General features: G+C 62.3%; 21 protein-coding genes and 2 tRNA genes. 12 read left to right on the top strand and 11 right to left on the bottom strand.

Annotated elements, in window-relative coordinates:
* Positions 1 to 32: 32 nt before the first annotated feature.
* From DDQ68_RS14755 to nusB, 6 genes are all read right to left on the bottom strand, one after another.
* Positions 33 to 743, bottom strand: a complete 711-nt coding sequence (locus tag DDQ68_RS14755; RefSeq protein ID WP_109656987.1) for a hypothetical protein — start codon at positions 741 to 743, stop codon at positions 33 to 35.
* Positions 744 to 746: 3 nt separating this feature from the next.
* Complete coding sequence (yajC, locus tag DDQ68_RS14750; protein ID WP_109656986.1) at positions 747 to 1061, bottom strand: preprotein translocase subunit YajC; 315 nt, start codon at positions 1059 to 1061, stop codon at positions 747 to 749.
* A 22-nt stretch (positions 1062 to 1083) separates the two neighbouring features.
* Positions 1084 to 1593, bottom strand: coding sequence for a DUF1573 domain-containing protein (locus DDQ68_RS14745; protein WP_245897054.1), 510 nt, complete (start codon positions 1591 to 1593; stop codon positions 1084 to 1086).
* A gap of 103 nt (positions 1594 to 1696) precedes the next feature.
* Positions 1697 to 2695, bottom strand: coding sequence for an isocitrate/isopropylmalate dehydrogenase family protein (locus DDQ68_RS14740; protein ID WP_109656985.1), 999 nt, complete (start codon positions 2693 to 2695; stop codon positions 1697 to 1699).
* Positions 2696 to 2848: 153 nt separating this feature from the next.
* A complete protein-coding gene (locus DDQ68_RS14735) occupies positions 2849 to 3157 on the bottom strand; it encodes a YtxH domain-containing protein (protein WP_109656984.1) in 309 nt (102 codons plus the stop codon).
* An 81-nt stretch (positions 3158 to 3238) separates the two neighbouring features.
* Entirely contained in the window at positions 3239 to 4540 is a 1302-nt protein-coding gene (gene nusB, locus DDQ68_RS23955; protein ID WP_245897053.1) for a transcription antitermination factor NusB, read from the bottom strand.
* A 282-nt stretch (positions 4541 to 4822) separates the two neighbouring features.
* Here nusB and DDQ68_RS14725 point away from each other — a divergent pair, with 282 nt between their 5' ends.
* Both DDQ68_RS14725 and DDQ68_RS14720 read left to right on the top strand, forming a co-directional pair.
* Complete coding sequence (locus tag DDQ68_RS14725) at positions 4823 to 6607, top strand: ABC transporter ATP-binding protein (RefSeq protein WP_109656983.1); 1785 nt, start codon at positions 4823 to 4825, stop codon at positions 6605 to 6607.
* Positions 6608 to 6620: 13 nt separating this feature from the next.
* On the top strand, positions 6621 to 7019 hold the full coding sequence (locus DDQ68_RS14720) for a VOC family protein (RefSeq protein WP_109656982.1): 399 nt from the start codon (positions 6621 to 6623) through the stop codon (positions 7017 to 7019).
* On the opposite strand, the gene DDQ68_RS14715 is transcribed toward DDQ68_RS14720, so the two are convergent.
* Positions 7016 to 7510, bottom strand: a complete 495-nt coding sequence (locus tag DDQ68_RS14715; protein ID WP_162550131.1) for a T9SS type A sorting domain-containing protein — start codon at positions 7508 to 7510, stop codon at positions 7016 to 7018. The genes DDQ68_RS14720 and DDQ68_RS14715 overlap by 4 nt on opposite strands.
* Before the next feature lie 181 nt (positions 7511 to 7691).
* Between DDQ68_RS14715 and DDQ68_RS14710 the strand changes: the two genes are divergently transcribed.
* The 3 genes from DDQ68_RS14710 (at position 7692) to DDQ68_RS14700 (ending at position 8617) form a co-directional block, all read left to right on the top strand.
* Positions 7692 to 7765: transfer RNA gene (locus DDQ68_RS14710), tRNA-Pro, on the top strand.
* 110 nt (positions 7766 to 7875) lie between these two features.
* Positions 7876 to 7949 (top strand) — tRNA-Pro (locus DDQ68_RS14705).
* A gap of 116 nt (positions 7950 to 8065) precedes the next feature.
* Positions 8066 to 8617: a hypothetical protein gene (locus tag DDQ68_RS14700; RefSeq protein ID WP_109656980.1), complete on the top strand. Its 552-nt coding sequence runs from the start codon at positions 8066 to 8068 to the stop codon at positions 8615 to 8617.
* A gap of 362 nt (positions 8618 to 8979) precedes the next feature.
* Here DDQ68_RS14700 and DDQ68_RS14695 read toward each other — a convergent pair whose 3' ends face one another.
* Complete coding sequence (locus tag DDQ68_RS14695) at positions 8980 to 9510, bottom strand: GyrI-like domain-containing protein (RefSeq protein ID WP_109656979.1); 531 nt, start codon at positions 9508 to 9510, stop codon at positions 8980 to 8982.
* 35 nt (positions 9511 to 9545) lie between these two features.
* Positions 9546 to 9752 (bottom strand): hypothetical protein, encoded by a 207-nt coding sequence (locus DDQ68_RS14690; protein ID WP_109656978.1) that lies wholly within the window; start codon positions 9750 to 9752, stop codon positions 9546 to 9548.
* Between the two features lie 202 nt (positions 9753 to 9954).
* Here DDQ68_RS14690 and DDQ68_RS14685 point away from each other — a divergent pair, with 202 nt between their 5' ends.
* The 6 genes from DDQ68_RS14685 to DDQ68_RS14660 all read left to right on the top strand — a co-directional run bounded on the left by DDQ68_RS14685 (position 9955) and on the right by DDQ68_RS14660 (position 17784).
* Positions 9955 to 11358, top strand: a complete 1404-nt coding sequence (locus DDQ68_RS14685) for an FAD-dependent oxidoreductase (RefSeq protein WP_109656977.1) — start codon at positions 9955 to 9957, stop codon at positions 11356 to 11358.
* Between the two features lie 123 nt (positions 11359 to 11481).
* The gene (locus DDQ68_RS14680; RefSeq protein WP_109656976.1) at positions 11482 to 12195 is read left to right on the top strand and encodes a LytR/AlgR family response regulator transcription factor; all 714 of its coding nucleotides are present in this window, start codon (positions 11482 to 11484) and stop codon (positions 12193 to 12195) included.
* Positions 12196 to 12346: 151 nt separating this feature from the next.
* Positions 12347 to 15235, top strand: coding sequence for a DNA polymerase I (gene polA / locus DDQ68_RS14675; protein WP_109656975.1), 2889 nt, complete (start codon positions 12347 to 12349; stop codon positions 15233 to 15235).
* An 87-nt stretch (positions 15236 to 15322) separates the two neighbouring features.
* On the top strand, positions 15323 to 16729 hold the full coding sequence (locus DDQ68_RS14670) for a hypothetical protein (protein WP_162550130.1): 1407 nt from the start codon (positions 15323 to 15325) through the stop codon (positions 16727 to 16729).
* A gap of 63 nt (positions 16730 to 16792) precedes the next feature.
* On the top strand, positions 16793 to 17218 hold the full coding sequence (locus DDQ68_RS14665; RefSeq protein ID WP_109656973.1) for a DoxX family protein: 426 nt from the start codon (positions 16793 to 16795) through the stop codon (positions 17216 to 17218).
* 83 nt (positions 17219 to 17301) lie between these two features.
* The gene (locus DDQ68_RS14660; RefSeq protein ID WP_109656972.1) at positions 17302 to 17784 is read left to right on the top strand and encodes a DinB family protein; all 483 of its coding nucleotides are present in this window, start codon (positions 17302 to 17304) and stop codon (positions 17782 to 17784) included.
* 87 nt (positions 17785 to 17871) lie between these two features.
* On the opposite strand, the gene DDQ68_RS22935 is transcribed toward DDQ68_RS14660, so the two are convergent.
* Positions 17872 to 18108, bottom strand: coding sequence for a hypothetical protein (locus DDQ68_RS22935; protein ID WP_162550129.1), 237 nt, complete (start codon positions 18106 to 18108; stop codon positions 17872 to 17874).
* Positions 18062 to 19330, bottom strand: a complete 1269-nt coding sequence (locus DDQ68_RS14655) for a tetratricopeptide repeat protein (RefSeq protein WP_162550128.1) — start codon at positions 19328 to 19330, stop codon at positions 18062 to 18064. Before DDQ68_RS14655 ends, DDQ68_RS22935 begins: the two co-directional genes overlap by 47 nt.
* 163 nt (positions 19331 to 19493) lie before the next feature.
* On the opposite strand from DDQ68_RS14655, the gene glyA reads away from it, so the two are divergent.
* On the top strand, positions 19494 to 20786 hold the full coding sequence (glyA, locus tag DDQ68_RS14650) for a serine hydroxymethyltransferase (protein ID WP_109656970.1): 1293 nt from the start codon (positions 19494 to 19496) through the stop codon (positions 20784 to 20786).
* Positions 20787 to 20796: the final 10 nt, after the last annotated feature.

Genomic DNA, 20796 nt, shown 5'->3' with positions numbered 1-20796 from the left:
CCACTAATAACTGCCAGCGAAGGGCTAACAACCTAATAGCTGCTGCGCTGGCTGGGTTGCTGGGGCCGTAGCTCAGCGCGCACCTGGGCGGCGGCGGGATGCACCAGTGCGGGGGCCCACACCGGTAGCCGCGCTATGCCAGGGCCCGTGCCGGCGGGCACGGCCACTGGGTAGGGGTTGGGCAGGTGCGCCACCACGCTGGCGGGGCCTCGAAACGTGAGGCTGGTGGGCTCGAAGTGCGCTGTGTAGTCCGGGGCACGGCCCGAGTCGGGGGCAGCCAGCACCAGCGGGAGCCGGCGCGTGGCGTAGTGGTCGAAGGTCAGGCGCAGGGTATCGCTGGCCCATTCGTCCACCTGCAAGCCTTCCAGTGCCCTTTGGAGGCTATGCTGCCAAGTGCTGGCCGACAGGTAGCGGGTGCCGGGGCGAGGTACGGGGTACAGCTCGGCCGGGTGCAGGCCCATACCGAGGTTGGCCCGCAGCAGGCGCCAGCCCTGGCCCGTGACGACCACGGGCACGGCGGCCGGTAGGGGCCGGAGCGACACGTAGCGGGCCGTGTCGTAGTGCCACGCCAGCGGGCAGCTGAGGCGGGTGCTGTAGGTTTTGTTCAGCGCGTTCATCTGCCAAAACAGGACCGCGGCCAACAGGCACACGGCTGCGGCCCGGTAAAACACGGGCTCTTGGCTGATGAACGGATGCACCAGCCACCGGCCCAGCCGGCCGGCCCGCGCCCAGGGCCCCGGCACGGCTTATAGGGCGGCGTCGGCCGCCTTGGTGCCCACTTCGCGGGCAATGGCCGAGCGGTCGAAGCGCAGCTTCACGCCGCGGTCTACTTCCACCACTACCGTCTCTTCGGTCAGCTCAATCACCAGCCCGTGCAGGCCGCCGATGGTGACCACGCGCGCACCCTTGGCCAGGGCCTGCCGGAACTTCTTGGTGTCGGCCGAGCGCTTTTGCTGGGGCCGGATCATGAAGAAATACACCACTGCCGCAATGGCAACCGGAAACAAAAATTGGGTGTAGTCGGCCGGGGCGGCTTGTAGCAACAGGGTCAGGAACGTCATAAAACGGGTCTAAAAGGCGAGGTTATTTGGCGGCGGTGGCGCCGGTCAGCACGTTGCCTTTGATGGTGATGGTGGTGATACTGGGCTGAGTGTTGGCCCGCACGTTTACCTGCTTGCTGATGAGGCCCTGCTTGCCGCGGCTGTCGAATTGTACTTCCAGCGTGCCCTTGGCCCCGGGGGCGATGGGCTGCTTGGTCCAGTTGGGGGTGGTGCAGCCGCAGGAGGCAGTGGCGTCGGCAATAAGCAACGGCGACTTGCCGGTGTTGGTGAACTCGAAGGTGTGCTTCACCTTGCTGTCGGCCGCAATGTCCTTGAAATCAAACTCCTGCTCGGCAAAGGCCATCACCGGGGCGTTGGGGTTTGGGGTTTCGCTTTCGCCCACCACGTTGGGGTTGTCCACGGTGGGGTTGGCAGTGGCGTCGGCGGCCTGGTTGGCGGCAGCGTTCATGCCCTGGGAGCCCACGTCGGCACCTTTGTCGCGGTTGCAGGCGGCCAGCAACAGGGCCCCGGCCAGAAGGGAGGTAAGTTTCATTGTAGTTGTTAGTTGTCGGTTGTTGGTTATCAGTTATTCGTTGTCAGTTGTTAGAATATTGATATACTGATAACTGACAACGAATAACTGACAACTAAAAGTCCTAAAGCTTGTCGATGATGTGCTGGGTAAACTCGCTCGTGGTGGCGTGGCCGCCGAGGTCGCCGGTGCACTGGTCCTGGTGCAGCAGGGTGTCGTCCAGGGCCTTATCGATGCGGTCGGCTATTACGTGTTCGCTCAGGTAGTGCAGCATCATGATGGCCGAGCGCAGCAGGGCCGTGGGGTTAGCCTTGCCTTGGCCGGCAATGTCGGGGGCCGAGCCGTGCACGGCCTCGAAAATGGCCATGTTGTCGCCAATGTTTGCCCCAGCTACTACGCCCAGGCCGCCCACCAGGCCGGCGCACAGGTCGGAGAGCAAGTCGCCGAACAGGTTAGTCGTCACAATCACGTCGAACTGTTCAGGCTTGCTCACCAGCTGCATGCACATGTTATCGATGATCTTATCTTCGAACACGATGTGCGGAAACTCGGCGGCGGCCTCCTTGCAGGCGTTGATCATGATGGTGCCGGCCATCTTGATGATGTTGGCTTTGTGGGCCAGCGTCACCTTTTTGCGGCCGTGGCGATTGGCGTAGGCAAAGGCGGCGTGGCAAATCTTGCGCGAGCCTTCCACCGTGATACGGTTAAAGGAGTCGGCGATGCCCAGGCGCTCGTCGAATACTTCCAGGCCTGAGTACAGGCCCTCGGTGTTTTCCCGAAAAAGCACCAAATCGATGCCTTCGTAGCGGGTGTGGATGCCGGGCGTGGTTTTGCTGGGCCGCACGTTCTGGTAGAGGTCGTACTTCTGGCGCAGCGTCACGTTGATGCTGCGGAAGCCCTTGCCCACCGGCGTCGTGATGGGCCCCTTGAGCGCCACCTTGTTCTTCTCCAGCGACTTAAGCAATGCCACCGGAATCAATTCGCCCGATTGGTCAAACGTGGTCTGGCCGGCGTTTTGCTCTTCCCATTGCACGGGCACCTGCGCGGCAGCAAAAATATCGGTAACGGCTTTGGTGATTTCCGGCCCGATGCCGTCGCCAGGAATGAGGGTTACTAGGTGCATTCGGTATAATGTACTAATGTGAAGATGTGAGAATGTGGAAATATCTCAAGTTGGTGGGCTATGACGGGTCTGCAACAGCCACCTAGGAGGCTGGCTGAGCGGCCGCATCTTAGCTAATTAGCACATTTTTATATCTCCACATTTCCGCATCTATTAAGCGCCCTTGCGGGAATTGATTTGGTTGATGAGTTGGTCCACGTCACCGAGCAGTTGCTCGGCTTTATCGCGGGCGTCGGAGATGACGCGCTGCCCTTCGGTCTTGGCCGATGAGGCCCCCAGCTCGCGGCTCGTGACGAGGCCCTCGGCAAGGTCGGCCAGCATGGCGCGCGACTTTTCGAGCTGGTAGCTCAGCCAGGAGCGGGTTTCGCGGCCCTTTTCGGGGGCGTAGAGCAGGCCAACGAGGGCCCCGGTGAGGGCGCCGCCCGTGAAACACAGAATGCCGGTGGTGGTTTTGCCAGCCATGATGCGGAAAGGAAGGGTGAGAAATGCGCTGTTTTACGAAATATACGGCCGCCGAGATACCCCGGGGCCCCCAACCGCGCGCTACTGGTTGTCGAGCAGGCCGCGGCCCGACTTGCGAATGTCGCCGCTGGCGGCCAGGTCCTGGGCCAGCTTGTCGAGCACGCCGTTCACAAACTGCTTGCTCTTGGGCGTGCTGTAGAGCTTGCTGATTTCGATGTACTCGTTGATGGTCACCTTCACCGGGATGCCGCGGAAGAGCTGCATTTCGCACAGGGCCATCTTGAGGATAATTTTGTCGAGCAGGGCCACGCGGTCCACGTCCCAGTTCTGCACCGAGCCGCCGATGAGGGCCTCAAACTTGGCGTCGTCCACCAGCGTCTGCTTAAACAAGGTGTCGGCAAACTCGCGGTCGTCGGCCCAGTTGGCGCTCAGGTTCATCAGCTCCTGCTGATCGGTGGCCGCGTAGGGCAGCATCTTCAGGGTCTTCAGCACCAGGTTGCGCACAATGGGCCGGTTTTCCTCCCAGTTCAGGTCGTCAATCTCCAATTGGCGCGGCAGCTCCTCGCCCTTGAAAACAAACTCTTTATATAAGAAGCGCAGGAACTCCAGGTCGGCCTCGTACTCGGCTTCCTCGCCGCTGGCGGCCAGGCTGGCCCCCTCCGCTTCGGCCGTGGCCGGGGTGGCTGCGGCTTCGTCGGGGCCCTCAGCGTCGGGGCCCTCGGCGGTGGTTTCCGCTTCGGGTTCGGCGTCGGCCGTGGCCAGGGTGGCGGCCGATAGCGGCTGGCCCTTTAGGTAGGCCAGCACCGTGGGGTGGGCGCTCATCTCGTCGCGCCAGGCGCGGCGCAGGGCGTCCAGCTCTTCGGTGCCCAGCCATTGCAGCTTGCGCCGGATGGTGAGGCTCTGGAGCTGCTCGTTGGCCATGAGCTTGGCGATGGCGGCGCTGCCGGCCAGGCGGGTGGTGTCGAGGGCGGTGTCGCGGGGCCCCAGGCGGCGGCGGGCTTCGCGGTCGGTTTCTTCCTCCAGCACTTGCAGCAGCGAGGCGGGCAGGTTCAGCAGGTGCAGGTACTGGTCGTGGATGCTTTCGGCACCGGCCAGCAGCTGCCCGCCAAAAAACTTGCCGTCTTTTTTTACCTGCTCCTGGAAGTAGCGGATGGCGTCGTTCAGGGCCTGGTCCACGGCCTTGTCGTCCGATTTTTCGGGGGTCTCCTGGGTGCGGTACCACTCGCGAAAGCGGGCCTCGCCCAGCTTGCGCTGGCCTTCGAGCTGGCGGCGGTCGGGGGCCACCTCGGCGTTCAGGTCGGGCTCAAATGCCTCCGCGATGCGGTCCTGGGCCAGCCCGAAATCGGCCCCCACGGCTTGGCGGTAGGCGTAGAGGGATTGCATGACTTTGATGCGGAGGAGGCGGCGGTTCAGCATTATATATAACGGTAGGCGGTAATGAAGCAGGCAGTGGGCGGCAACGCGCTCCGGGGTCCCGGCGGCGCGGGCCGGGCGTAACTTTGCGCCGGGGCGCAGGTTGTGACCGGGGCCCCAGGGCCGGGCCGGGGCGCCGAACCATGCGCCCGCCGGCCCGTTTTATTGGGGGGCCGGCCCGGCGCGCTGTTCGGCGTTGCGGCCGCAAAAGTACCCCGTTTTTTCCGATCCCGCCCTTTTTTCTGCCCGTCTGTGCGCGCCCTCACCGCTGTCAATCCGTTCATTTACCGCTATAAATGGCATTTCCTCGGGGGCATGCTGTTCGTGGTGCTGAGCACGCTGCTGACCATTTTCCCGGCCCAGCTCGTGCGCTACGCCTTCGACCTGGTGAGCGAGGGCATCGACCTCTACCACCTCTTTGCCGGCACCCAGGCCCAGCGCGGCGTCTACGATTTGTTCGGGCGCAACGTGCTCTTCTACGGCATGCTCATCATCGCGCTGGCGCTGCTGCGGGGCATCTTCCTGTTCTTCATGCGCCAGACGCTCATCGTCATGTCGCGCTTGGTCGAGAACGACCAGAAGAACCAGGTGTACCTGCACTACCAGTCGCTGCCGCTCAGCTTCTACCGCCGCCACAGCACCGGCGACCTCATGTCGCGCATCAGCGAAGATGTGGGCCGCGTGCGCATGTACCTGGGCCCCGGCATCATGTACTTCATGCAGCTCGTGGTGCTGTTCCTGCTCGTCGTGCCGCTCATGCTGATGGTGAACGTCAAGCTCACGCTCTACACGCTGGCCCCGCTGCCGGTGCTGTCGGTCAGCATCTTCTACGTCAACAACTTAATCGAACGTAAGTCCGACCAAATCCAACGGTCGCTGGCGGCCATGACCACCTTCACCCAGGAAGCTTTTTCGGGCATTCGGGTGCTGAAGTCGTTCTCGCGCCAGGCCGATTCGCACGCTCAGTTCACCAAGGCCAGCAACGAGTATAAAGATAAGTCGCTGAGCCTCAATTTCGTGAACTCGTTATTTTTCCCGCTTATCCTGTTCCTGGTGGGCCTGAGCACGCTCATCACCGTGTGGGTGGGCGGCCAGGAGGTCATCCGCGGCACCATTACCACGGGCACCATCGCCGAGTTCCTCATCTACGTGAACCTGCTCACCTGGCCGGTTACGGCCCTGGGCTGGACGTCCTCGCTGGTGCAGCGCGCTGAGGCCTCGCAGGCCCGCCTCAACGAATTTCTGGACGAGAAAACCGATATCGTGTCGCGCCAGAACTTGCAGCACGAAATGCAGGGCGACATCGTGTTTGATAACGTGTCCTTCACCTACCCCGACACCGGTATCAGGGCCCTGCACAACGTGAGCTTCCGCATCCGGCCGGGCCAGACGCTGGCCGTCATCGGCAACACGGGCTCGGGCAAAAGCACCATCGCCGCCCTGCTCTGCCGCCTCTACGACACTACCGCGGGCCAGGTCGAAATCGATAACATCGATGTGCGCGACTACGCTTTGGATAACCTGCGCGAGCAAATCGGCTACGTGCCGCAGGATGTGTTCCTGTTCTCGGACAGCATCCGGCAAAACATCAACTTCGGCCTCGACGGGCCGTCGGAGGAAAAAATGCTGCAAGCCGCCCGCGACGCGGCCGTGTACGACAACATCATCGCCTTCCCCGAGGGTTTCGATACGAAGGTGGGCGAGCGGGGCATTACCCTCTCCGGCGGCCAGAAGCAGCGCGTAAGTATGGCCCGGGCCCTGGTGAAAGAGCCCAAAATCCTGATCCTGGACGACTCGCTGTCCGCCGTCGATACCAAGACGGAGAATACCATCCTAGGGGCCCTCCAGCGCATCATGGCCGACCGCACCAGCCTCATCATCTCGCACCGCGTGAGTTCGGTGAAGCTGGCCGACCACATCCTCGTGCTTGACGATGGCACCATCGTGCAGCACGGCACCCACGAGGCCCTCATGGCCGAGCCCGAGGGCCTGTACCGCGCCCTCTACGAGCGCCAGTTGCAAGCCGAGGAAGCGTAACCTACTGACAATTATGAACCAGCGCCTCGCCCACGTCACGGTGCTCGTTCGCAACTACGACGAAGCCATTGCCTTCTACATCAACGTACTAGGCTTCAGCCTCGTGGCTGATGCCGACTTGGGCGGCGGCAAGCGCTGGGTGGTAGTGGCTCCCCAGGGCTCCACCGCCGGCTGCGGCCTGCTGCTGGCCGAGGCCCACACCGACGCGGAACAGCGCGCTGTGGGCCAGCAGGGCGGCGGCCGCGTCTGGCTGTTCCTGCATACCGACGACTTCTGGCGCGACTATCCCGTGCTGCAAGCCCGCGGCCTGCGCTTCCTGGAGGTGCCCCGCACGGAGCCCTACGGCTACGTCGCCGTGTTCGAGGACCTGTACGGTAACCGCTGGGATTTGCTGGAGCCGCTGGGTGGCTAGTCGCCGAAGTGCACGCGGCGCATGCCGGTGCGCAGGCCGGCCGTGCAGTGCACCACGTAGTAGCCGGCGGGCAGTTGGCTCACGTTCAGCTCGATAGGCTTGGTGCCGGCCATTACGTTGCGGGTGAGCACCGGGCGGCCAGTGGCGTCATTTACCTCGATGGTGGTAGGCCCCGGGGCATTGGTGTATACCGCGAGCTGCCGGGTGGTGGGGTTCACCTCGGCCTTGATTTTGAGGGCCGTGGGGTCGGCCGCAGGCGTGGCGGGGGCCAGCGCCACGTGGGCGATGGCCGATGCGGGCGCCTCGGGGGCCGCGGCGGCTTTGGCGGCGGTTGGTCCCGCGGCGAGGGGCTTGGCCGGGGCCGCTTTGGCTGGGGCTTTAATTGGTGGTTTAACGGCGGCTTTCGCGGCTGGTGCCTTGGCCTGGGCCCGGACAGCGGTGGGGGCCAGGGCCAAAACACCACCGCAAAGGATAAAGAATAGAATTTTCATAACGATCAAAAGAATAAAAAAAGCCGAAAGCGACGGCATGAGTAAAAGTACATAACGGCCCGCCAATCACCCGAATGCGCTGCGCTGGGGGCCCTGGCCGGCCGGGGCGGGCAAAAAATAATTGGCACTGGCTTGCACCGGGCGCAGCAAACGCCTTACCTTTGTCGCTCCAATTACCCATCGGGGTGTAGCGTAGCCTGGTATCGCGCCAGCATGGGGTGCTGGAGGTCGTAGGTTCGAATCCTGCCACTCCGACTTGAAGGGCAGCCGCTCTTGAAAGCCCTCGAACTTCTTGTTCGAGGGCTTTTTTCGGCCGCTTCGGGAATTGGAAATAGAAACGGGCGCCGCCCCATCGGCCCCAGTTTCGGGGTGTAGCGCAGCCCGGTAGCGCGCGTCGTTCGGGACGACGAGGCCGTAGGTTCGAATCCTGCCACCCCGACTCGCAAAAAAGCCCGGCCCTTCTCTAGCAGAAGGGCCGGGCTTTTTTGTGCGAGCACTCCAGGGAAGGATACATTTGTCGGAATATTCCACACTCCACATTTCCTTTCCACATACATGAAAAAAGCACTTCTACTTGCGTCGCTGGCCCTGGTCGCCGGCACCGCTCACGCACAAACGCCGCTCACCAAAGGCAAGGGGTTAGTATCGGGCACCATTGGCTACCGCCGCGAAAGCAGCGGAGGAGCGGCGACTGATCTTTTCGAGTTTGCCCCTAAGGTGGGCACATTCGTGGCCGACAACCTGGCGGTGGGCATCAGCGCCAGCGTCAGCCTCTACGGTGGCAACGCGGACCGCTTCGGCAGCAACTCCTACGCCGTGGGGCCTTTCGCTCGGTATTACCGGTTTGTGGGCGGCGACAAATTTGCGCTATTTGGCCAAGGCAGTCTGGGCTATAACCGCACCAATTCGACAGGTTCTGACGGTTATAATCAAGGTTTCCTGAGCGTGACGCCGGGGCTGGCCTTCTTTCCCATCCCGCGCTTTGGCCTGGAAGCTTCCTTGCGGGGCCTCTCCTATGCCACCAACTTTGACGGTGCTTCCACGCTGGACCTGGGTTTCAGCCTGAATAATTTCCAACTGGGGGCAGCTTACTATTTCGGTAAGTAGCCCTTGCGTTTTGTAGGATGTAGGTCCACACCGCGGCGGGTGCTCGGGGCCCGCTTAGGTTAGTGTGGTGCCCCTGAGGCTTAGAAAATCTTGTCCTTTTTTAACTATAAATAGCCTCTTGCCGGGTTATTTCCAGCGCACAAAAAAAGCCCGGTGATTTACTTGTCCTTACCCAAATCTTTTGCTGGCTTCTTGGAAGTAGCGTACGCGCCTTTTTTCGCTGGCTAACACCACTCAAAAAGCCGCAATCTGGGCAAGCACTCGTCTAAAAAATCCCTTCCGGCCGCATAGCCGAAAGGGATTTTGAGTTTTGGGTAAGGACAAGTGATTTACCGGGCTTTTTTGTGCGCGCACTGGGGGCCCTATTTCACGCCTATCCACACTTCGGCGGTTTCGCCGGGGCCGAAGCGTTCGAGGTAGAAATTGCGGGGCGTTAGTTTCTGGGCCTTCACTAGGTCGAGGGCGGCGGGGTAGAGCTTGTTGGGCGAGAGCAGGTAGCTGACGCCGGCCACGCGGGCGGCCACCACGCGCTGGCCGGCGGGCACAAGGCGGTAGCGCAGGCCGGCGGGCAGGGGCCGCAGCGTGTCGGCCACGGCCAGACCGATGAAGGCGCGCACGGTATCGTGGGCCGTTTCGGGGTTGTTATAGTAGAGGTTGGCGAGGGCCGCGCCGGGCAGGCGGCCCTGATCGAGCACCTGCTTGGCCCGGCGGAACAGGGGCCCAAAACCATCGCCCTGCGCCGAGCCGGCGTAGGCCTGCCCGGCCAGAAACACCGGGGTGGCAGTGGTTTCGAGGGCCACGGCGGCGGGGCGGAAGCCGCCGAGCCAGCCGTAGGCCCCCACGGCTAGTACGCTCAGCAGAATGGCAGCCAGAAAAATGTAGCGGGTCGTCATGCCACAAAGGTAGCGGCGGGGCCCCGCGGGCGGAGCTAATACACCAAATCGGGGTGGCCGCAGAGCAGCGTGTCGGTATATTCGCCGACGAGGTAGCCGTAGAGGAAAAACGTGGACCCAGTCGTTGGGGGCCGCTGCCCCGGGGCAGCGTTGGTGGCCGACTGGTTGGTGGCCGACTGGAGGAAGCCCGCGCTGGTGGTGGGCTCGAAGTGAGCGTGGGCTTCCGGTAAATCCCTCATCATGCAAAAAAATATCCCTTTGTTCAACGGGCAGCTCTATAACTCGAAACGGGGCCCTGCTGGATTGCCGCCGGAACGGGCTTTCGGTCAACGGCGCTTTCGGCGGGCCGAACAGCTTGAAAAATCATCCTAACGAACCGTGGTCGCCGGCGGCTGTTGCAGAGGGGGCGTAGTTTCGCGGCCCGTTTACTTTCCTCGTTTGACCATGGCCTTGCCCATTTCTTTGCCCGCTGGGGGCCCAGCAGAACCGGCCGGTGCGGCAGTGCCCCTCACGGTAGCCGGGGCGGGGCTGGTGGGCTCGCTGCTGGCGCTGTACCTGGCCCGGCGCGGCCACGCGGTGCAGGTGTTCGACCGCCGCCCCGACCTGCGCCTGCGCCAGCGCAGCGAGGGTCGTTCCATCAACCTGGCCCTATCGGACCGCGGCTGGCGGGCCCTGGAGGGCGTGGGCATTGCCGACGACATCCGGCAGGTCAGTATTCCGATGCACCGCCGCGTGATGCATGACCGCCAAGGCCAGCTCACGGGCCAGCCCTACGGGGCTCCCGGGCAGGCCATCTACTCCGTCAACCGCGACCAGCTCAACCGCACGCTGCTCGATTTACTGGAGGCCCGGCCCGGGGTGCAGCTGCGCTTCGGCCAGCAATTGCAGCGCCTCGACCTGGCCGGCCGCGCCCTGCACCTGCGCGACGTGGCCACCGGCCGCGAGTACGCCGAGCCCTACACCGAGCTGTTTGGGGCCGACGGGGCATTTTCGGCCGTGCGTGGGGCCCTGCAACGCACCGACCGCTACAACTACTCGCAGGACTATTTGGAGTATGGCTATAAGGAGTTGACCATTGAGGCGGGCCCTGGCGGCACCTGGGCCCTGGAGAAAAACGCGCTCCACATCTGGCCCCGCGGTCAGTACCTGATGATTGCGCTGCCCAACTTCGACGGCTCGTTCAACGCTACCCTGTTTTTTCCCTACGAGGGCCCCACGAGCTTCGCCGCCCTGCTCGACGCGGCGGCCGTCACGGCCTTTTTCGCCGACGTGTTTGCCGACGCCGTGCCGCTGATGCCGCGCCTGGCCGAGGAGTTTTTCACGAATCCTACGGGCTCGCTCGTCACGGTGCGCTGCTACCCCTGGCACATGGCCGACGTGCTGCTACTCGGCGACGCGGCCCACGCCATCGTGCCCTTCTATGGGCAGGGCATGAACGTAGGTTTCGAGGACTGCACCGTGCTTGACGGCCTGCTCGACGCGCACGGCGACGCCAACTGGCCCGCTGTGATGGCCGCCTTCGAGCAGCAGCGCAAGCCCAACGCCGACGCCATGGCCGACCTGGCCCTCTATAACTTCGTGGAAATGCGCGACCGGGTAGGCGACCCGCGCTTCTTGCTCCAGAAGCGCATCGAGAATAAAATCGCCACCCTGCACCCCACCCGGTGGGTGCCGCTCTACACCCGCGTCACGTTTTCGCACCTGCCCTACGCCGAAGCCTGGGCCGCCGGCCAGCGCCAGGATGCGGTGATGGCCCAGCTCATGCCGCACATCCAAACCGACGCCGATTTTGATAGCCCGGCTGTGCAGGCCCGCTTGGCTGAAGAGTTGGCCGCCGCCGGAGCATAGGGGCCCCACAGGAAAAAAACAGAAACATCTGTACTAATGCCTGGTTTTGCTGGCTCAACGGCTATCTTGGCTCTGCCAATGGGGCCTTTTGCCCAGTGGTTTTACTAGCCGCGTTCCTTGTTTATGCTTACCTGTGCCATCATTGACGACGACGAAATCAACCGGCTCACCCTGGAGCATTACGTGAGTCTCACGCCGGGCCTGGAGCTGAAGGCCTCGCTGGCCGACGGCATTGCCGGCCTGGATTACCTGCGCGAAGGCCACGCTGTGGATTTGCTGTTTCTCGACATTGAGATGCCCCACCTCAACGGCCTGGAACTGCTGCGCTTGCTACAAGACCCGCCCGCCGTCGTCATCACCACCGCCCGCCACGATTTTGCCGTCGATGCTTTCGAGCTGCAAGTGACGGATTACCTGGTGAAACCGTTTGAGTACGGCCGCTTCAGCCAGGCTGTGGAGCGCGTACGCCAGCACCCGAGGCACAGCGCCGCCGCGTCTGGGGCCCCCGACGCGCCCGCCAACGCCGACGTGTTTGTGAAGGTGAACAGCCGCATGGTGCGCATCAACTTCGACGACGTGCTCTACGTCGAGGCCCTGTCTGATTACGTCAACATCGTCACGGCGCAGCATAAGTACATCGTCTACACCACCCTGAAGGCCCTGGAGGCGCGGCTGGCCGTGTTCCCCAACTTTGTGCGCGTGCACCGCAGCTACCTGCTCAATACCCAGCACATCGAGTCCATCGAAGACAACACCGCTAACCTAAAGGGCGGCCACTACGTGCCCATCGGCAAGTCGTACCAGGACGGTTTCTTTAAGGGCCTGTCGAAGATGTAGTTAAGCGAATGGTTTTGTTTGGGGCCCCGGAAGTTGCAGTTGCGGCCGCTTCCGGGGCCCCTACTTTTTAGGGCCCCGGGCCTTGGCTGGGGTCCCGCCGGCGCAAGGGGCAGCCAACGGCCGGCCCGCCCCCGCCGTACTTTTGCTTACCATGACCGATACCGCCGCTACCGCCCCCAAAAAGCTTTTCCTGCTCGACGCTTTTGCCCTGATTTACCGCTCGCACTTCGCGTTCAGCAAAAACCCGCGCATCAACTCCAAGGGCATGAACACGGGGGCCGTGCTGGGCTTTACCAATACCCTGGTGGAGGTGCTGCAAAAGGAAAAGCCTACCCACATCGGCGTGTGCTTCGACGGGCCCAAGAAAACCTTTCGCCACGAGCAGTTTGCCGACTACAAGGCCCAGCGCCAAGCCATGCCCGAGGACATCGGCATTGCCCTGCCCTACATCAAAAAAATCATTGAGGGCTTCCACATCCCCATCCTAATGATGGACGGGTTTGAGGCCGACGACGTGATTGGTACCCTGGCCCAACGTGCCGAGGCCCAGGGCTTTGAGGTGTTCATGATGACGCCCGACAAGGACTACTGCCAGCTGGTGACGGAAAACATTAAAATTTACAAGCCCGCCTTCATGGGCAACGCGGCCGAGATTTTGGACGTGGCCCACGTGCTGGCCCGCTTCGAGATTGAGCGCGTGGAGCAGGTAATCGACATCCTGGGTTTGCAGGGCGACGCCTCGGACAACATTCCTGGCATTCCCGGCATCGGCGAGAAGACGGCTAAAACGCTCATCCAGAAGTACGGCTCGGTGGAAAACCTGCTGGCCCACGTGGACGAGCTGAAGGGCAAGCAGCAGGAAAACGTGCGCAACTTCGCCGAGCAGGGCCTGATGAGCAAGGAGCTGGCCACCATCCACGTGAACGTGCCGCTCGACTTTGAGCCCGATAAGCTGGTGCTCGACGCGCCCAACGAAGCCGTGCTGCGCGAGCTGTTCGACGAGCTGGAATTCCGGCAGCTGGCCACCCGCGTGCTGGGCGGGGGCCCCGAGCGCACCCCGGCCAGCGTGGCCAAGCCCGGCACTACCGGGGCCCGGCGGCCCAAGCCGGCGGCCGGCGGCCAGGCCTCGCTCTTCGGCAACCCCGGCGACGAGGCGGTGGCCATTGGGGCCGAGTACGGCGAAACCGGCCAGGCCGGGGCCCCCGACGGGCCCCGCCGCCGCCTCGAAGACGTGCCCTACCAGTACCACCTGATGGACACGCCCGCACTGCGCCAGTCGCTGCTGCACTTTTTGCTGCGCCAAATGGAGGTGAGTTTCGACACCGAAACTACCGGCCTCGACACCATGACGGCGCGCCTCGTAGGCCTAAGCTTCTGCTACCGGCCGGGCGAGGCCTACTACGTGCCCGTGCCAGCCGATGACCTGCCCGCCGCCCAGGCCATTGTGGACGAGTTCTGCCCGTTTTTCAATAGCCCCGACATCCTCAAAATCGGCCAGAACATCAAGTACGACCTCAGCATTCTGCGGCACTACAACGTGGAAGTGGCGGGGCCCCTGTTCGATACGATGCTGGCGCACTACCTCATCGAGCCCGACATGCGCCACAATATGGACGTGCTGGCCGAAACCTACCTGCACTACGCCCCGGTGCCCATCACCGACCTCATCGGGCCCAAGGGCAAGAAGCAAATTACGATGGCCGACATTGCCCCGGCCCAGGTGAAGGACTACGCCTGCGAAGACGCCGACGTGACTTTGCAGCTCAAGCACGTGTTCGAGCCCATGCTCAAAGAGCTGGGGCTGTTGGAGCTGCTGAATACCGTGGAGAACCCGTTGGTGCCAGTGCTGAGTAGCATCGAGTACGAGGGCGTGCGCATCGACTCGGTGGCGATGGGTGAGTACTCGGCCGAATTGCAGGGCTACGTGATAGAGTTGGAGCGCCAGATTTTCCTGGAGGCCGGGCAGGAGTTCAACATCGGCTCGCCCAAGCAGTTGGGCGAGGTGCTGTTTGATAAAATGCAGGTGGGCGGCGGCAAAATCAAGAAAACCAAAACCGGCCAGTACGCCACCGGCGAGGAAATTCTGAGCCAGCTCGCAGCCGAAAACCCCATCGCTGCCCTCATCCTGGAGTACCGCCAGCTCAGCAAGCTGCGCAGCACCTACGTGGAAGCCCTGCCCCAGCTGGTGAGCGTGGTGGACGGCCGCGTGCACACCAGCTTCAACCAGGCGGTGACGGCCACCGGCCGCCTGAGCAGCACCAACCCGAACCTGCAAAATATCCCAATTCGCACCGAGAAGGGCCGCGAAATCCGCAAGGCCTTCGTACCGCGCGACGACCAGCACCTACTGCTGGCGGCCGACTACTCGCAGGTGGAACTGCGCATCATGGCCGATTTTTCGGGCGACGCGACGATGATTGAAGCTTTCCGGCTGGGCCAAGACGTCCACAGCAGCACGGCCAGCAAGGTGTTCCGCGTGCCGCTAAGCGAGGTAGACGCCGAGATGCGCCGCAAGGCCAAAACGGTCAATTTTGGCATCATCTACGGCATTTCGGCCTTCGGCCTAGCCCAGCGCATTGGCATCAGCCGCAAGGAAGCTGCCGACATCATCGACACCTATTTCCAGGAATTTCCGTCGGTGAAGCAGTTTATGGACGACAGCATCAACCGGGCCCGCGAACTGGAATACGCTGAAACGCTGCTCAAGCGCCGCCGCTACCTGCGCGACATCAACTCGCGCAATGCCACGCTGCGCGGCTACACTGAGCGCAACGCCATCAACGCCCCCATCCAAGGCACGGCGGCCGACATCATCAAGCTGGCGATGATCAATATCTATAATTGGCTACGCGAAGAGAAATTAAAAACCCGCATGATTCTGCAAGTACACGACGAACTCGTGTTCGATGCCGTGCAGGAAGAGGTCGAATACATCACCCCCAAAATCAAGGAGCTAATGACCCAGGCCCTGCTGCTGCCCCGCGGCGTGCCGCTGGAAGTGGAAGTGGGCACGGGGCGGAACTGGCTGCAAGCGCATTAGGCTTAAAGCAACGTTCTGGCGTCGTAATCAGGTAGTTCGCGCCCCACGCTGGGTTTATTTTGCCATATACACGCACTGCGATAGGCGATGAAACATGCATTACTAGCCTTTGGGGTCTTCTGGAGCGCGCTGGGTTCGCTGCGGGCGCAGGCCATTAGATTCGAGAAAGACTCTTTGAGCCAGGTGTTTGCCAAGGCCCGGCAGCAAAATAAGCCGGTGTTCCTGCTGCTGTCGCCGCCCCCGACGCCCGCCAACCTTCCGGCGGCCATAAAAGCGGAGCGGAATAAATCGGGCCTCTCCGCGCCTGCGGTGGCCGACAAGCTCAACCAAGCCTTTTTGAACAAAGAGCTAGCCTTCGGCACCGCCGAAATGGGGGCGGCGGCGCGCCGCTACAACGTGACGAGTTACCCGAGTTACCTCTACTTCAGCCCCGATGGTAGCCTGCTGTACCGCCGCTTTGGCAATACCAGCAATGTGGAGCAGTACCTAAAAGACGTTGCCGCCGCGCAACAGGCCCAGCAAGACCCGCAGAACCTAAGCTCTTTAGCCGCGGAATTTAAAGGGGGCAACCGCGACCCGGAGCTGCTGAAACGCTACGTGCTAAAGTGCCGCGACCTGCACCTGCCCGTGGAGCCGGCCGTGCTGAATGCCTACGCGCAGCAATTACCAGCCAAGGCGTTTTACCAGCCTACCGAGGTGCTATTCATCCTGGAAAGTGGGCCGGTAGTGGGCAGCCAAGCTTATCAACTTACCCATCTAAACCAGCAGCTGATTGACAGCCTCTACCGGGTGTTGCCCCTGCCCCAACGGATGGCTATTAACGGCCTTATTATTAAGAATACGATGGCACAGGCCACCGCGGCCAAAGACCGCAGCCTAGCCGAAAAAGGTGCCAACTTTGCCCGTAGCACCTGGAACAACGACTACGCTAGGGGTGGGCGCACCTACGAGCGCAACATGCTGGCGTTTTACCAGAGCATCAAAGATACTACGGCTTACCTGCGGCAGGCGGTGCCCTACTACGAACGGTACTACCTGAACCTGCCAGCCGACTCGGTAAAAAAAGCGCTGGTAGCTCTCCAAGCTTTTCGGCAGCGTCAACCCGCGCTTTTGCAGCGGCTCGATTCGGCGGCGCGGCAGCGGGCGCGGGGCCCCCGGCCGGAGGCAGTAGCCCGCACCGTGCAGTATATAACCGTTAGTGGCCCGCCCGCATCTTTCCTGCAAGAGCTGAACAACGGTGCCTGGGTCATCTACCAGACCGGTACCCGCAATAAAAACTACCTCACGCACGCCATTACCTGGAGCAAGCGTACGGTAGACCTCGACCCTACCGCTTATAACAACGATACGCTGGCCCACCTGCTCTACCAGCTCGGCTTCTTTGCCGAGGCCGAAGCCCGCGAGCAGCGCGCGGTGGAGCTGGCGCGCCAGGAAAAGGTGGCCGCTTCTTCCTACCAGCAAGCGTTGGAAAAAATGCGTAAGCGCACTCTGTGAGCACCTCTACCTACTGCCGTCTAATCGCCGTATAGTCGGGCTTTCAACCAATCCGCTAAAGCCATGCTGCACAAAACCACCCGCACAACAACTTTGCAAAACGTAGCCCGCGGACTCATGGGTACCTTTATGATGGTGGCTGGTACGGGGCACCTCACTTTTGCGCGGCAGGATTTTCAGGCGCAGGTGCCCGATTTTATGCCTTTGGATAAGGACACCGTTGTGCTGCAATCGGGGGTGGTGGAAATTGGGTTGGGGCTGGCCCTACTGCTGTTGAAGGGCAAGAACCGGGTGCGCATGGGCATGGGGCTGGCGGCTTTCTATGCAGCGGTATTCCCCGGCAACATTCACCAATACACCCAACACCTTTCCGCCTTTGGCCTCGACACCGACGCCAAGCGGCTCGGCCGGCTGTTCTTCCAACCCGTGCTGATTGCTGGTGCGCTGTGGTCCACCGGGGCCCTAAAAGTGCTGCTGAAGAAAAAGTAGGGCACGATTCGTTCAACACGCCTAATGTAAACAACCGCCTGATTAGAGCCGGCGAACGCATGATAGCAAGCAATAAAACCCCAATGGATAGGCCCAACCAAAAAGGCTTGGTGGCCGAATTAACCAGCCTGCTTACGAAAGGCAATGCCCACGCGACCTTTGAGGAAGCTTGCGCTGACCTGAAGCAGGCGCAGTGGAACCAACGCGTACCGGATGTGCCCTACACTATCTGGCAGTTGGTCGAACACGTGCGCATCGCGCAGTGGGATATTGTAGAGTTCTGCCTCGAACCCAAGCATGAATCGCCAAAATGGCCGGACGGCTATTGGCCTGCCCAAGATGCCACCGCCGATGAAGACCAGTGGCAGGAAACGCTGGACTACATTCGGCAGGACCGGCAGCGTTTTCTTCATTTGCTGCATGCCCCCGGCACCAACTTGCTGGCGCCCTTGCCGCATGGCACTGGCCAAACCATCTTGCGCGAAGCTTTCCTTATTGCCGACCACGCGGCTTACCATACCGGCGAAATAATTCTGGTGCGCCGCCTGCTGCACGCCTGGGAATAAACGGTAGCGCTAATTATGCCCTGCTTGCTAAAAGCCAAAGAGCCCGGAACGTCAGACGCTCCGGGCTCTTTGGCTTCTGGGAGAAACCTACTTCTTCTGGATTTTTACTTTCTTGCCCGAAGGCTTGTCCTTCACTTCTTCCTCGTTCTGTTTTTCCTTGCCCTCGGTGGCGGGGGCGGTGTACTTGGGGGTGCCGGTGGGCGTGGCTATGGCGGGGGTTTTTAAAAAGGTTGGTACCCGCCGTGTACACGTGCCGGGCCCCCGGCGTTGGGCTGGGTTAGGGGCGCGGGTCGAGTACGCCGGCGGCCAGCACGCGCAACGCACTGGTTTGGTAGGGATTGAGCGAATCGGCGGCTACGCGGCGCAGGGCGTCGCGGGCGGCGGCGGGTTGCTGGGCTTGCCAGTAGGCCATGCCCAAGTGGTAGAGGGCCCGGCGCGACAGGGGCCCCCCCATAACCTCAGCCAAACGGTGCAATGGTGGTTGGGCCGCCTGGTTTTCACCCGATTGTAGTAAAAAAAGGCCCCGGTAGTAGCTCAGCGTATCGGCGCCGATTTCGTTGGGCGACAAGCGGCCCAGCGTGTGCAGGGCGGTAGGATAGTGGCCGGCGCGGTACTCGGCCAGGGCCTGGGCCAGCAGGGGGCGGCTGCGCTCCTGGGCCGGCGAGAGCGCCAGCGCGGGATCGAAGCGGTAGTAGCTGGCCCAGCCTTCTTCGGGCTGGGGCGCACGGCTCGTCGTCCACCAAGCTACGGCAGTGCCCAGCGCCACCAGCAGCGCGGTGGTCCACAATAGGCTGCGCCGCCGGTGGCCCCGGCTGATGCGCTGGAGCCGGGCCAGCGAAGTAGTGCGCTGGTCGAGGCGGTGGTCGAGCAGGTGCAGGCGCAGGCGCAGGGTATCGTGACCAGCGGCCCAGCGCAAGTCGGCGGCAAACTGCTCGTAGGCAGCGTGGGCGGTGGCCAGGTCGGCGTCGGTGGCCAGGCGTTGCTCAAACGCCTCTTGGGCCGCCTCGCCCAAGGCCCCGTCGGCGAAGTGCTCCAGCGCGTCGAGGTGCGCGCGGAAGCCGTGGGGCGGGTTCGTCAGGTCCACCAGCCGGCGCAGGCAGGCACTTTTTTGGCGGCGGGCTACGGCAGGGTTGGCGAAGCCCAGCTTGCCGCTCATCCGCTCAAAATTGTAGCCGTGGAAGTAGAAATAGGTCAGCAGCCGCTGGCAATCGGCCCCGAGCTGGTGGAAGTGCACTAGCCGCTGCTGGCGGCGGCTGGCCTCGGCGGCGGGCAAGGGGGCAGCCGCCGAGGCCAGCCGCAATTCGGCGAGCTGGTTTACATGGGCCGGCACGTCGGGGGGCAGGCGCGTGAGGCGGCCGTCGGATACCTGGTCGTAGAAATCGAGCAAGGCCTCTTGCAGCAGCGCGTGCGCCGCCGGGGCCCCCAGCTGGTGCTGGCGCAGGGCCCACCGGGCAAACACGTCGCGGCGCTGCTGATAGAAATCGATGAGAAATTTCTGGTTGCCAACGCGCAAGTGCGTCAGAACCTCGGCAAGTGGCGTAGGCATAATGAATAGTATTTAAAAATGATTGATAATGAATAATTTGATCTTATAGCACTATGAACTAGCATTTTTTAATGAAGGTATGATTTATTTATGAACTGCCCAAGCACCGGCCGGTAGCGCTGGGCCTGCGGGCGGGGCGGCGGGGCCACTGTACCTTTGTACCATGGAAATCACCGCCCCTGCCCGCCTCCTCGACACCGCCGTTTTCGACCTCATCGCGCAGGAGAAAACCCGCCAGACCCACGGCCTTGAACTCATTGCCTCCGAAAATTACGCTTCGGAACAGGTGATGGCCGCCCAGGGCTCCGTGCTCACCAACAAGTACGCCGAGGGCCTGCCTGGCAAGCGCTACTACGGTGGCTGCGAGATAGTTGACCAGGTGGAGCAATTGGCCATCGACCGCGTGAAGGAGCTGTTTGGCGTGGCCTGGGCCAACGTGCAGCCCCACTCCGGGGCCCAGGCTAACGCCGCCGTGTTTCTGGCCTGCCTCAAGCCCGGCGACAAAATCCTCGGCTTCGACCTGAGTCACGGTGGCCACCTCACCCACGGCTCGTCGGTGAATTTCTCGGGCAAATACTACCAGCCCAGCTTCTATGGCGTGGAGCAGGAAACAGGCCTCATCGACTGGAGCAAAATCAAGGATATTGCCCGCCGTGAGCGCCCCAAAATGATTATCTGCGGGGCCTCGGCCTACTCGCGCGATTGGGACTATAAAACCCTGCGCGAAGCCGCCGACGAAGTAGGGGCCCTGCTGCTGGCTGATATCTCGCACCCCTCGGGCCTCATCGCCACGGGCTTGCTGAACTCGCCCTTCGAGCACTGCCACATCGTGACGACGACGACCCATAAAACCCTGCGGGGCCCCCGCGGCGGCCTCATTATGCTGGGCCAGGACTTTGACAACCCCTTTGGCCTGAAGACGCCCAAGGGCGAGGTGCGGCCCATGTCGGCCCTGCTCGATTCGGGCGTATTCCCCGGTACCCAGGGCGGGCCCCTCGAGCATGTGATTGCCGCCAAGGCCGTGGCCTTCGGCGAGGCGCTGAGCGACGATTTTACGACCTACACCCGGCAGGTGGCCGCCAACGCCCAAGCGCTAGCGGCGGGCTTTAGCGGACTGGGCTACGACATTATTTCGGGTGGCACGGATAACCACTTAATGCTGATTGACCTGCGCTCCAAGGGCCTCACCGGCAAGCTGGCCGAAAACACGCTCATTAAGGCCGACATCACCATTAATAAAAATATGGTGCCGTTCGACGACAAGTCGCCGTTCGTGACCAGCGGCATGCGCATCGGCTCGGCCGCTATCACCACCCGCGGCCTGGGTACGGCCGACATGGGCCGCATCGTGGAACTTATCGACGAGGCCCTGACCCACCACGCCGACGATACCCGCCTGGGCCACGTGCGCCGGCAGGTGAACGCTTGGCTCCAGGATTACCCGCTCTTCGCATAAATTTCGTAGG

The organism is Hymenobacter nivis (assembly GCF_003149515.1).
Taxonomy (GTDB): domain Bacteria; phylum Bacteroidota; class Bacteroidia; order Cytophagales; family Hymenobacteraceae; genus Hymenobacter; species Hymenobacter nivis.
Note: the sequence above shows the minus strand (reverse complement) of the source record. Positions and strands in the feature narration are given on the sequence as shown.